Source organism: Bacteroides sp. Ga6A2 (genome assembly GCF_000702225.1).
Lineage (GTDB): Bacteria > Bacteroidota > Bacteroidia > Bacteroidales > Bacteroidaceae > Ga6A1.
This window is the reverse complement of record NZ_JNKX01000042.1, coordinates 20,678-34,284: the sequence shown is the minus strand read 5'-3', so window position 1 is coordinate 34,284 and position 13,607 is coordinate 20,678. Positions and strand designations below refer to the sequence as shown.

Annotated in this window: 11 protein-coding genes; 1 reads left to right on the top strand and 10 read right to left on the bottom strand. The window is 44.7% G+C overall.

Features of this window, described 5'->3' with window-relative positions:
- On the top strand, positions 1-357 hold a 357-nt coding region (locus T538_RS0111175), incomplete at its 5' end, for a transposase (protein ID WP_031533834.1).
- 224 nt (positions 358-581) lie between these two features.
- Here the strand turns inward: T538_RS0111175 and T538_RS0111170 are convergent.
- The 10 genes from T538_RS0111170 to T538_RS0111125 all read right to left on the bottom strand — a co-directional run bounded on the left by T538_RS0111170 (position 582) and on the right by T538_RS0111125 (position 13,607).
- Positions 582-1,178, bottom strand: a complete 597-nt coding sequence (locus T538_RS0111170) for a porin family protein (protein WP_081834964.1) — start codon at positions 1,176-1,178, stop codon at positions 582-584.
- A 233-nt stretch (positions 1,179-1,411) separates the two neighbouring features.
- Positions 1,412-3,187, bottom strand: coding sequence for a hypothetical protein (locus T538_RS0111165; protein ID WP_031533836.1), 1,776 nt, complete (start codon positions 3,185-3,187; stop codon positions 1,412-1,414).
- A gap of 136 nt (positions 3,188-3,323) precedes the next feature.
- On the bottom strand, positions 3,324-4,916 hold the full coding sequence (locus tag T538_RS0111160) for a xylulokinase (RefSeq protein WP_031533837.1): 1,593 nt from the start codon (positions 4,914-4,916) through the stop codon (positions 3,324-3,326).
- A gap of 3 nt (positions 4,917-4,919) precedes the next feature.
- Positions 4,920-6,452, bottom strand: coding sequence for an L-arabinose isomerase (araA, locus tag T538_RS0111155; RefSeq protein WP_031533838.1), 1,533 nt, complete (start codon positions 6,450-6,452; stop codon positions 4,920-4,922).
- 74 nt (positions 6,453-6,526) lie between these two features.
- Positions 6,527-6,892: a four helix bundle protein gene (locus tag T538_RS0111150; protein ID WP_031533839.1), complete on the bottom strand. Its 366-nt coding sequence runs from the start codon at positions 6,890-6,892 to the stop codon at positions 6,527-6,529.
- An 88-nt stretch (positions 6,893-6,980) separates the two neighbouring features.
- Entirely contained in the window at positions 6,981-7,679 is a 699-nt protein-coding gene (locus T538_RS0111145) for an L-ribulose-5-phosphate 4-epimerase (RefSeq protein ID WP_031533840.1), read from the bottom strand.
- 103 nt (positions 7,680-7,782) lie between these two features.
- On the bottom strand, positions 7,783-9,465 hold the full coding sequence (locus T538_RS0111140) for a sodium:solute symporter (RefSeq protein ID WP_031533841.1): 1,683 nt from the start codon (positions 9,463-9,465) through the stop codon (positions 7,783-7,785).
- Between the two features lie 28 nt (positions 9,466-9,493).
- Positions 9,494-10,630, bottom strand: a complete 1,137-nt coding sequence (locus T538_RS0111135; protein WP_031533842.1) for an aldose epimerase family protein — start codon at positions 10,628-10,630, stop codon at positions 9,494-9,496.
- A 206-nt stretch (positions 10,631-10,836) separates the two neighbouring features.
- Complete coding sequence (locus T538_RS0111130; RefSeq protein ID WP_031533843.1) at positions 10,837-11,820, bottom strand: glycosyltransferase; 984 nt, start codon at positions 11,818-11,820, stop codon at positions 10,837-10,839.
- The gene (locus tag T538_RS0111125) at positions 11,817-13,607 is read right to left on the bottom strand and encodes a sulfatase-like hydrolase/transferase (protein WP_031533844.1); all 1,791 of its coding nucleotides are present in this window, start codon (positions 13,605-13,607) and stop codon (positions 11,817-11,819) included. The genes T538_RS0111130 and T538_RS0111125 overlap by 4 nt, the downstream gene beginning before the upstream one ends.

The window sequence follows — 13,607 nt, the reverse complement described above, 5'->3', positions numbered from 1 at the left end:
TTGACAAACGATTTCACTCACTCCTACCTGACCATTGCAGAGCTCTATAGAGAACGCTGGCAGGTGGAATGTTTCTTCAAATGGATTAAGCAGCGACTGCACATCAAGTCGTTCTACGGAACGAGTAAGAATGCAGTATTCTCGCAGATTTGGATTGCCATCTGCGACTATCTGCTGCTTGCCATTGCTAAGAAAGTGTATCATGTTGATCAAGATTTTTATATTTTATCTGCTGCCATCGGGAAAGTACTCTTTGAGAGGAAGCCCTTAGGCGAGCTATTTGTTAAACCCAAACGTCTTCAGAATGACTCCGATGATGGTCAGCTAACCTTATGGGAAAATTTCTTTGGACAGTAGTGGTATTACAATATAAAAGCTTCGGGCATTGCTCCTTGTTTTATTTTCAGTCAAGGTCTAACATTATATAACAGCTAGCTTTCGTTACAATACTTTCATTTATGAACAACCATTAATCAAACGACGTTTAATTTATAAAAGTAGAAGACAAGTTTTCTGTTGCGTCTCCCTTGTCTTCTACTGTATTGTCGCTTTGTTTGAGAGGTTGTTTTTGATGCTAAAATTTAAAATCTGTAGCCAACACTTAGTCTGTATGCCTGCGAATAATGATTGTCAGCTTTATCAATATACGTCAGACTTCTTTCAAAATTTAGATTAAAATCAAAATTCTTCAGAACATAACCAAGACCGATACTCAATCCAAAGTTTGAGTGATAATAGCCTCCAAGGTCATTAAAAACAGACATCGAAAGATTCTCGTTCTTATTGTATTTAATCTTTTCCCATCCCCACAAGTTGTAACGATAATATGGACCCGCATTTAGATAGAACGTGTTTTCTCTTTCAGAGCTAAAAGAAAATACAAAATCGGCTGGAATTTCGATACCATAAAGGTAAGTGTATCCACTGGAGATATCGTATATTTCCTTCTTTATAAGTTTTTCTCCGATTTCTGACAACATTAGTGAAGGACGGAGTTTCCAGTGCTTACTCAACAATATGTCGTAAGAAACTCCTATTGATGGAGAAAAGCGAGAAGTATTATTCGAGTAATTGTCTGTTCTCTCGGCATTTATTCCAACCTTTACTTCTATCTGGGCAAAAGTGCTGCAACACAATAAGCAACATACCCACAATACAAAAAATCTACTTAACATCATTTCTTACCTGTTTTTGTTTACGCTACAAAATTATGGATAGTTTTGCAAAGGCAGGCAATTTGGGGAGGTCGAATTTTAAATCAAAGTAAATCAAAATGATGATAACTCCGCGTTACCTTCCCTGATTTTCAGACAGTTACACAAATTTTAAATCAAAGTAAATCAAAATCTGCATAAAACCACACCTACTTCTTATATTTCAAGCCGTTACAACGGTTTATTTACTAACTTTTTCAAAATGCGCCGATAAGTTGCATAAGCCTGTATTTTAGGGTTTGCGCACCGCTCTCGTTAAAGATTTTCTTGTTTGCCCTTGCCTTTGCATTAGAAACTGTCTGCGGCAATGATTCGGTGATGCTGGCAATTATACCATCCTCAAAATCGAGGATAAGCAATATGCACACATGCAGTTCGAGAGGCGACAGTTTCTTTTCGTTGGCAAGCATATTATACGCCATAGGCATATCTTTACGGAACTGTGTTTCGAGAGCCTTCCACTCTGCCTTTGTCGGCTTCTTACTATCGGCACAGAAACTCTTTTTAGCCACGAACTCGCCCACAATTTCACTTTTAGCAAACTCTTCGAGCCCGTTTGTGGCAGCCGACATTTTGCCCTCGCTGGCAATGCTTTCGATTGTCTGCTTCAGTTCCTTTCCCTTTCGTTCTTTCTCCTCTATCAGTCTTTCAACATTGCTGTTCTTTAGTTTTTGCAACTCATCCTGAATATTCTGATATTCACGTTTAGCCGAAGACAGAGCATAGCCGAGTTTGTCAATCTCGTTCTGCTTCTTTCTTTTGTATGAATAATACAACTGAAATACAAAAAGACTGCCAAACACGCCAAGCGAAAGAATCAGTATAATAATAACTTGAGCGTTATGGGCTTTCTGCGACTCTTGCTCGGCTATCTTCTGATTTCGCGAATAATTATATAGCGATGCCATGCGATGAATTGCATCTATACGTATTTGTTTACGCACAGAATCTATTCCATTATCCATTAAAAGTGAATAATGTGCAATAGAATCAACATTTCGTTTCTCTCTATAAATTGCAATCATCCCGTTATAAGAATCATACGCATAGCCATATTTTATAGCTTCTCTAAAATAATATTCGGCAGAATCAATATTATTCGCAGCCAATTCATAATATCCTTTTATATAATAATAAAATCTATATTCTTTATCTATATTTCCTTTTTCATCAAACAAACCTGATTTTTCTTCAAAGTTCCTTATCAACTGTTCTGCCTTATCTAATTGTTTGCGTTTTGTATAAACATATATAGCTGTTGGATTCAGCCGTACAGCCATACCTGTATCGCCAAGTTGCTGCAATTCCTCGTTATATGTTTTAATTATATGCAAAACAGTATCATTTTTTTCCAACAAAAAATAAGGCGCAACAAAAAAACTTTTAGCAATAGCATAATCTGTAGGCGTTTTTACGATTTTAGTATATTTACAATAGTTTTTCAATGCCCAAATTTCATCGTTAGGTAGGTTTTGCTGATGGAATATTTCCGACATTTGTGAATACACAACCGCAATGCCCCAAATATCGCAGTCTGCTCTTGTTGTGTCGGCTTTCTCCAGAGCATCGTAATAAGCCTGCAATGCCTGTGGCGCTTCACCCATGTGATAATATACCCTGCCAAGCAGATAATATGCAAGCATCTGCTCGTTTGGCGAGCCGTTGTCCTTGTAATAATCAACAATCTGCTTTATCAGCGAATCGGAAGTGAAAACTACATTCTGCTTGTTTTCAATCTTCATCTTTATAAGTTCGTAATGCATTCTGTCTCCTTTTCCCCAGTTTGGCACTTCAGACTCGTATTTTTTTAGGAGAGAACAAGCCGAATCGGCATTGGTGTCGGAAATCTTACTAATGGTATCCAACTGTTCGGTCATTCTTCGGAAATCGCAGGCAGAAAACATCAACACCACGAAAACCGCATATAGGCAGGCTAAGTTACTTATGTTCAGTTTCTTTACAAGATATTGCATTGCAATTGTTTTCAGTAATATCAGTTTAGCGATACAAAACTACAAAAAACTATCCAAACCATGGCAATAAAAACAGAGAAAGGGCAGCCGTCTGAAAACAGAAGCCGCCCTTTCAAAAACAAAAACTAAAAAACTATTACTGCTTGTTTGCAACGGCTGCCTGCTCAATGGCAAGACCGGCCTTGTATGTTGCAATATACTTGTTAAATCCTTCAACATCCTCGGCAGTAGGCGCAATCTCAACGCCTGTTTCGCCTGCAAAGACTGTATTTTCGAGGAAGTCGGCAAGATTCTCGTTCTTAGCGTTGTTTACAAGATATGATGCCAAAAGCGCGATACCCCATGCACCGCCCTCGCCTGCTGTCTCCATAACAGAGATTGGCGAGTTGATGGCAGCAGCAAGAATACGCTGGCCAACGCCGGCAGTCTTGAACAATCCGCCATGACCAGTGATGCGGTCAATCTTAACCTTCTCTTCCTTCAGCAAAATATCGTTTCCAATCTTAAGCACACCGATGGTTGCATAAAGGTTAGCACGCATGAAGTTAGCCAGATTGAACTTGTCGTTGGCAGAACGAACGAACATCGGTCTACCCTCGGCAAGCCCCGTGATAGGCTCGCCCGAAACGTAATTGTAGGCAAGCAAGCCACCGCAGTCGGCATCGCCCTCGAGAGCCTTGTTGTATAGCTTGCCGTAGAGCACGTCCATATCAACAGGAATGCCCATCAGCTCCTCAAACTCCTTGAAGATGTTTACCCACGCGTTGATATCAGATGTACAGTTGTTACAGTGAACCATTGCCACAGGACTTCCGTCGGGAGTCGTAACCATATCAATCGGCTCGTAAGCCTTAGAGAGAGCCTTCTCAAGAACAATCATAGAGAATGATGATGTTCCGGCAGATACGTTTCCGGTGCGCTGCTTAACGGCGTTTGTTGCAACCATGCCTGTGCCAGCATCGCCCTCAGGAGGACAGAGCGGAATACCTGCCTGCAAGTTGCCCGACACATCGAGCTTTGCTGCGCCCTCGGCTGTAAGCTTGCCGGCATCCTCGCCAGCCACAAGCACCTTAGGGAAGATGTCGAGAAGTTTCCAACCGTAGCCCTTCGGAGCAACCAGTTTGTCGAACTTCTCAACCATATCGGCACAATATGTGTTGGTTGTCGAATCGACAGGAATCATACCCGACGCATCGCCAATGCCAAGCACCTTCTCGCCTGTGAGCATCCAGTGGATATAGCCGGCAAGAGTTGTCTGGAAGGTGATGTCCTTAACATGAGCATCGCCGTTGAGAATGCACTGGTAAAGATGCGAGATGCTCCAGCGCAACGGAATGTTGAACTTGAACAGTTCAGACAATTCAGCGGCAGCCTTGCCCGTATTGGTGTTTCTCCATGTGCGGAAAGGCACGAGCAACTCGTTCTTTGCATTGAAAGCCATGTAGCCGTGCATCATGGCACTGATGCCGATAGATGCGAGCGACTTAATCTCAACGCCATACTGCTTCTGCACATTGGCACGAAGGTCTGAATAGCAATCCTGCAAGCCGCCCCAGATAGCATCGAGGCTGTATGTCCACAAGCCGTCGACAAGTTGGTTCTCCCAAGTGTGGCTGCCCTGTGCTATTGGCTTGTGCGCATCGTCTATGAGCACCGCCTTTATACGGGTAGAGCCAAACTCGATTCCGAGAATGGCTTTACCTGATTGTATTAACTCCTTTGCATCCATAGTTTAGCAGAGTGCTTTGTTAAGCATATAGTAAACCTCGTTTGTGCGAAGTTCCTTCTTGAAGTTCTCGATTGTAGTATCCTTGTTGATGCTGATACACTCAATGCCAAGAATCTCGGCGAAGTCAGCCCAGTACTCTGCGTCGATAGCGTATGAGAATGCGCTGTGGTGAGTACCGCCGGCAAGAATCCATGCGCCTGCGCCAATCTCGAATGTTGGCTGTGGAACCCAGAGAGCAGATGCAACAGGAAGCTTTGGCATTGGCTTTGGCTCAATACACTCAACATCCTGAGTGATAAGGCGGAAGCGGTTGCCAAGGTCAACAACTGTAGCCTTTGTACCTGCGCCAGTCTTTGATGTGAACACCAGACGGGCAGTCTGCTGCTTGCGGATACCGATGCCAAGGAAGTGAACCTCCAACTTTGGCTTGTCGGTAGCGATAAGCGGAGTAACCTCGAGCATGTGGCTCTGTAGGATTGATGTCTGACCGTTAGCGAAGTTAAGGGTGTAGTCCTCGAGGAATGAGCAGCCTGTTGACATGCCCTGATTCATAACCCAGAGTGAACGGTACAGACAAGCAGTCTTCCAGTCGCCCTCGGCACCGAAGCCGATACCCTCGGCCATCAGACGCTGTGATGCAAGACCCGGAATCTGGTCGAATCCGCAGAAGTTAGGGTCGTTGATGTCGGCATCGCCAAGGTCGTCGAAGTTAGTAGTGAAGGCTGTTGCGTTCTCGTCCTTCAGCACGCGGCGGATAGCGATTTCAGCCTTGGCAGCGTTTCTTACCTTCTCCCAGTAAACCTCTTCGCCAGACTCGTCAATCTTTATTGTGTATTCTTTCTTGTACTCCTCAACAAGAGCGTCAACCTCGGCATCTGTTACCTTCTTGAAGTAATCCATCAACGAAGATACAGGATAGTAGTCAACATGATAGCCAAGACGCTGCTCAAACTCAACGCGGTCGCCATCGGTTACGGCAACGTTGTTCATGTTAAGACCGAACATCAGACAACGAACGTCGTGAGCATCGGCAACGGCAGCACATACGCGAGCCCAAACGGCAATCTTCTTCTGTGCCTCTTCGCTCTTCCAGTGGCCTACAACCACCTTGCGCGCAATTCTCATGCGTGTGCAGATGTGTCCGAACTCGATATCGCCGTGAGCACTCTGGTTAAGGTTCATGAAGTCCATGTCCATAGTATCCCAAGGAATCTCCTCGTTATACTGAGTGTGGAAGTGAAGCAAAGGCTTCTTCAGCTGCTGAAGACCCTTAATCCACATCTTAGCAGGAGAGAAGGTGTGCATCCATGTAATGATACCGATACACTTCTCTTCGTTGTTGGCAGCCTTCATTACGGCCTCAACTTCCTTAGAAGAGTTTGCTGTGCCTTTGTAAACAACCTTTACAGGAATGTTTCCTGAGTTGTTAAGACCTTCTACCATCTCCTTAGAGTGTGCGTCTACAGCTACTACTGCGTCACCTCCATAAAGCAACTGTGCACCAGTTACCCACCAAATTTCAAAATTGTCAAACATGTCTTTTCCTTTTTAATTCATAATTCATAATTCACAATTCATAATGAATTTGCAATATATAAATCATGAAGTTATTATTTACTTTTTTTATTTAGCGTGTTAATTATCGAAACAAGAATCTTATTGATTTCTGTACAATCACAAATCATACTTTCATATTCCTTTTCAGAAACATAATTTGACCGAAATAATATCTCCAACCAATACAATGTCTCGTTAGCTTCTTTAAGCGCAATCTTCAACTTATGCTTAAAATCATCTATACTTTCGGCATGTTCAGCCTCTCGTATATTAGCACCAATACTTGTGCCACTCTTCAAAATTTGCGCAAAAATGGGATGTTCTGCATAAGTTGAATCTTTTAACAAATGTCTAACCATTCTTACAATACGTACTCCAAAGGCTAAACTTTTGTCCTTTACAACATTGGCAGTTTTCATCGCATCTACAAATTAAAAATTATCAATTATGAATTATGAATTATGAATTATGAATTGTCAATTGTGAATTGTCAATTATGAATTCAATTTACTTCTTCTTTTGTCCGTAATAAGCATTAGGACCATGCTTGCGCATGTAATGCTTCTCGACAAGAAGAGGATTCATTGTTGTCTGCGGATTAACGGAGAATGAGATGAACGCCATCTTGGCGCACTGCTCCATTACCTTGGCATTGTACACCGCGTTTGACGGATTCTTGCCCCACGAGAACGGACCGTGATTCTTTACGAGTACCGCAGGAGTGTGGTCGGGATTGATGCCCAGTTCCTCGAACTTGCGCACGATAATCTTTCCTGTCTCCAACTCATACTCAGGCATCTCCGACTCAACCATTGCATCGGTGCAAGGAATATCCTTGTAGAAATAGTCGGCATGAGTTGTACCGATATTCGGGATAGCCTTACCTGCCTGTGCCCACGCAGTAGCGTATGTTGAGTGAGTGTGAACAACACCGCCGATGTTTGGGAACTTGCGGTAAAGTTCGAGATGCGTTGGAGTATCTGACGATGGGTTCAAGTCGCCCTCAACAACCTTTCCTGTCTGAAGGTCAACGACAACCATGTCCGACGGTTTCATTACATCATAATCCACACCGCTTGGCTTTATAACCACAAGTCCTTTTTCACGGTCAATACCCGAAGCGTTGCCCCAAGTATATATCACCAAGCCCTGTTCAACCAACTCCATGTTGGCTCTGAACACTTTTTCCTTTAAATCTTCTAACATTTGCTTTAAAATATGTATAACTAATAGCCGAAAACAAAGTTATAAAAACAATGTCGCCGACTATTAGTTACAAAAATTTAATATTTAAAATCTAATCTTTTACTTACCAGAAATAATAGTAGAATGCAGCAGTAATTGCAAGAATGATGATTGTGTGAATAACATCCCACTTGTTCCAGCTCTTGCGAGTTGCCAGAATCTGCTCCTCGGTTGATGTGCCGAATACCAAGCCCTTGATTTTTTCTTCTGAAGGAGCCTCGGTACACAAACTGACAACAATCACAACAATGATACAGAACAACAGCATCCATCCGCAGAAGAACAGCCAGTTAAGGTCGTAGAACAGATACTTGAATGTGCTGTCGGCAGCATCCTGAACATTGCTGTAGTAAACCTTCGCACCAAGACGAGTAAGACCAACAACCATACCTGAAATCAATCCCCACATACCGCCAAGGGCTGAAGTTCTCTTCCAAGCAATACCGAGCAAGAACGCTGCTGCGATACCCGGAGCAAGAACGCTCTGAACATCCTGCAAATAAGTATAGAGCACATCGCCCACGCTACGCATAACAGGAATCCAAAGGATACCGAGGACAACGATAACGACTGTTGCAATCTGACCGATGACAACGAGCTTCTTCTCAGGAGTCTCTGGCTTGAAACGCTTGTAGAAGTCGATTGTAAACAACATTGCAGATGAGTTGAACAATGATGCCAAAGAACTCATCAAGGCTGCAAGGATACCACAAACAACCAAGCCCTTAACACCTGCAGGAAGCAACTTGGCAACCAGCGTTGGGAAAGCAGCATCGGCATTGTGTGCGCCGCTTGCAAGCATTGGCAGGAAGCTGCCTGTCTTCTGATGCAAAGCGAATGCAATCATACCCGGGATAAGGAACAAGAACACTGGAAGAAGCTTGAGGTATGCACCGAAGATTGTACCACGGCGAGCCTCAGTCTCGTTCTTTCCTGAAAGAACACGCTGAACGATGAACTGGTCGGTACACCAGTACCAGAAACCGATGATAGCCGAACCGATAAGAGCACCCAACCAAGGATACTGAGGGTCGGAGTTATCGCGCATCAAATGAATCATTGTGCCTGTAGCACCCTCGTATGATGGAGTTACGTCGCAAAGGCGCATCATCTCGTCCCAACCGCCAAGTTCCTTCAAACCAAGAACAAGGATGATAAGAGAACCAAGAAGAAGTATCGGAGTCTGAAGCACAGAAGTGTAAAGCACAGACTTCATACCGCCTACGATAGTATAAACGGCAGTGATAAGCACCAAGCCGATAGCCGAGATCCAGAAGAAGTCGATTCCCCAGAGTTCCTTAATTCCGAACACCTGCTGGAACACAAGTCCGCCGGCATAAACGGTTACGGCAACCTTTGTCATCACATAACTAATAAGAGATATGAACGAGAGCAGAGTGCGGCTCTGTGTGTTGTATCGTCTCTCAAGGAACTCAGGCATTGTGAGCACCATACTGCGAGTGTAGAATGGCACGAACACCCATCCCAGAATCAGAATCATCCATCCCTGAATCTCCCAGTGAGCCATTGCCATACCAGATGATGCACCGGCGCCGGCAAGACCGATAAGGTGCTCAGAACCAATGTTCGATGCAAAGATTGAAGCACCGATTGCTATCCATGTAGCATCCTTTCCACCCAAGAAATAATCGTCGGAATTCTCCTGCTTCTGGCGGCTCACCCACCAAACAATTCCAATCATCAGTGCAGCAAAGGCTGCAATCACTAACCAATCTAAAAATGCCATTTGTATTTCAGTTATTTAAACGTTTTTATTATTTTACGCTGAATTTGTACATTGTGTGCGAAGTGTACTTCTGTCCAGGCTCAAGCCATGCCGATGGCCACTCTGGCTTGTTAGGAGCATCAGGATACTTCTGAGTTTCGAGGCAGATACCTGTACGCTGCTTGTAAACGATGCCCTTCTTTCCTGTAACCGTTCCGTCGAGGAAATTGCCTGAATAAACCTGAATACCCGGTTCGTCGGTGTAGCAATCAACATTGATGCCAGTTGACGGACAGTAAAGAGTTGCAGCAATCTGCGAGAAGTCGCCCTTTGTATTGAGCACCCAGTTGTGGTCGTATCCGTTGCCGTTCTTTACCTGAACGTAGTCGAACTTGTCGATGTCCTGACCAACAGCCTTTGGCTTGGTGAAGTCCATCGGAGTTTCAGCCACAGGAATAATCTCGCCGGTTGTCATGTAAGTCGAATCAACTGGAGTGAAGTTGTCGGCATTGACTGTGAGCAGGTGGTCTGTGATAGGCTTTGTAGGGTCGCCGCTCAGGTTGAAGTAAGAATGGTTTGTCATGTTGATGACAGTCTTCTTGTCGGTTGTAGCCTCGTACTTGATGTCAACGCAGTTGTCATAAGTAAGAGTGTATGTAACCGTTGCAACAACGTGACCTGGGAAGTTGGCGTCGCCGTCGGGCGAATCCATTGTAAGCACTACAACAGAGTCGCTCTTCTGCTCTGCCTTGTATATCTGGTACTGCCAGCCCTGAGGACCGCCGTGCAGACAGTGTCCGAAGTTGTTTGTAGGCAACTGTATTGTGTCACCGTCAACAACAATCTTGCCCTTGTTTATTCTGTTTGCGTAACGTCCTACCGATGCACCGAAATCGCTTGGCACATTACGGTATGTGCTTATGCTGTCGAAGCCCAACACAACATCACGCATCTCACCATTCTTGTCAGGAACCATCAGCGAAACAATTCGGCCTCCGAAGTTGGTAACGCAAACTTCAACTCCGTTAGCGTTTTTAAGAACGTACAAGCCTGTTTCCTTGCCGTCTACGTTCGACTCGAAAGCCTTTGAATCAAGTCCGGAAAGTGTCAGTTTGTTTTCCGAACAGCCCGTCATTACCGCACAGCAAACAAGCGCTGCGCCAATGAAACTCTTAGTCAATTTCATGATATAATTTTATTGGTGTTATTATACTTTTTTTCGAGCAACAAAGAAACTACTTTTTGATTAAATAACGTAAAGAATACAATATGTTATTAAGCAGAAAAGATTGAGTTTGTAGCGGTATGTTACAAATAACACCTAATTAGGAAACAATAGTCAACCTTAGTTTTATGCCAAAACCAAGGCAGACTATCGCAATATTGCATTTTTTAATAATCGAAGTTTGTTGTAGAATATGCCCAGATGAATGGGTAGAAAAATCCGCGGAGCATTGCCACGGCGATATTAGGATGCTTTTTCCCGTGAACGACATCGCGATGCTTCATGCACAGAAAGCAGAGTTTCAGCAGACTGAAGATGTCTTTTCTTAGCATCAATCCCGTAAGTTCATGAACGAGTTTGAACGAGCGTTTCTCGTCCTCGCTCAGGCTGTCGTCTGCCGTGGCGGTTCGCAGGTTGATGTATCCGTAGAACTTGCTCCACAACTCGCGTTTCTGAAGTTGGCGGAAATCCTTCATTCCAAAGATGTAGGGCTGCCACGTTGGATTCTCGGCATGACGCTGATACTTGGCGCGATGCTTCGTTGCCACGCTCTCGGCATAAGGTCGGTACCAGTTGAGGGGATAAGGGGCTTTTGCGAGTCCTCCGCAGAAGTGGGCATTTATAACTATCCACCAGTCGTACGGAATGTGCTTGTCCCAGTTGTCTATCGACTTCAGGAACGATGTGCGGACGAGCAGACAATGTCCCGGAACATGGCTCGTAAATATCTGACTTTCAAAAGTATTCTGCGGATTACGGCGAAATGTGCATCGGTCAGAATACTTCTCGTCGCGATAATGGTCGGTGCAGCATGCAGCATATTTGTCGCCGATGGCTTCTATCTGCCTTTCAATCTTGTCGCTGAACCAGATGTCGTCTTGGTCTGAGATGGCAACGAAATCGGTCTTTGCACGCTGAAAAGCCGTGATGAAATTCATGTTGAAGCCCTTGTTCACCTCGTTTCTGTAAAGATGAATGTAGGGATGCCGGGCTGAATATTCCTCGACAATCTCTATCGTGCCATCGTTCGAGCCGTCATCCTGAACAATAACCTCTTCTATCGGATATTTCTGCGCGATGATTGAGTCGAGTTGCTGGCGTATGTATTTGGCACCGTTGTAGGTACACATCACTACCGATACTGTCTTCATTTCTTTTCTGAACTCATTATTGAATCGTAATCTGCCGTGTGCTTTATTATTCGCGGATGCAGCTTGTAGCTGTCGCTCGCCCAGTCGCGCTCGGCATTATAGAAAGGTGTGTGTATTCCAGCCAAACCTATCATGAAATGGGCGATGTCGTCGGTCTTGTAAGGCCGCTTGCTTATCGACTTCAGTTTCTTGAACTCGCTGCGATGACGGCGGCGGAACTTCTTGCTGCACCACACCGCAAGCGGAATCTCGAACTCCTGTCTTACGAGCGACGGCGACAAGTTGGCATCGTGCAGTCTGCCAAAGGCGTGAATCTCGTCGTAGACTTCCTCGGCATGGTCGGGCATGTATATTACGATGGCATCTTCGTTTACAAAAAGATTTATGATGCCGTCGACAACATTGTCGTTATATCGTGTGGCATTGTCGTAGTCGGCAACGATATACTTCTCTGCCTTCGAAAGGTCGTTACGGTCTTTGTAATTGTCAATCGTGAAAAACTCCTGAGCCTTCGGGAATCTCTGTTTATATTCCACATGCTGTCCAAGCAGATGGAAGATGAACAGGTTGCGGTCGGTATAATCGCCCTTGTGCTTGCCGTATTCCTTTATCAGACCGTTGTCCTGAGTCCATTTCAGTTTGTTTCGGGTGTCGAAGCAGAGCGAATCGAGTTCGGCATCGTTAAGGAAGAAACTTCCGTTGAAATCGGCAGCCGCCAGTCTCGACGACTTCATAAACTGCTGCGTGAAGAACGACACATGATAGCCTGCCTTCTTGAACAGCGCAGGAAACAGAACGCCATCGGCCCACAAGCCCTTCTCGTCGTCGGCATGGGTTGAAAGGAAGCTCTTGAAGGCGTTGCTCGTTACGTTCCACGGCGTGATAACATCGTCGAAGCGGATTAGCTCGCCTTTCTTCTGACGGCGCACCATGTTCGGCGTCGTCTCGAGCGGATAGCCGTAGAGTTGCGAGTGATGTTTGTTGTAACTCTCGCCTATTATGAACACGATGTTCGGACATTTGTAGTCGCAACTATCAACCTGCAGTTTGTGCATCGTCTCGCGCAGAATCTCAACCTCGCCAGCCGTGAGCCTTGTGAACTTGAACGAATAAGCCAGTCTGAGCTCTGGCGAATAGAACTGAATCGGTCCCATCACACGCTCTATCCTCTCGGCTCCGTTTAGGCGGAAATACTCAACAAAGAGTTTCTTGTTTTCGAGAGTCGTGCAGAAGCAATAAACAAAGTAGACGACTATGAAACAACTGAATCCGATGTAGCCGAGATAATGCGAACGCCATGTAAGTTGCTTACGCAAGAACCGGCGGATTGGCTTCTCGTAGATTTCGAGAAGGACATTAGCCGTGAGGATGAGAAGCATGAGCAGAAGCACCTGCCCCATCTGCTTGCTTATAAGGAAGGCACGGCAGAAATCGCCAGCCTCATCTGAGTTTGTCTCGATAAGAAGCTGTATTGTAGTTGGCGTGTAGCGCAGCCAGAATCGGTTGTAGAGAAACCATTCGGTAGCCGTTACCAGATATCCGACGGTATAGAAAAGATACTTGAAATACTTGTATACCTTCTTTGGCAAGAGCGAAAGAATGGCGCAGAGGATATAGCAATCCATGAACAGCCCTTCGTAAAACACCGCCTGATCGGTTGGCAAATCCTCGTAGAAGAACGAGAACACAACCAAAAGGTACATAAACAAAAAGAAGATGGGATACCAGCGCAAAGGGGCTGTTATCATCTTCGATATTCTTACAAGAACAAACAATAATCTCTTCAT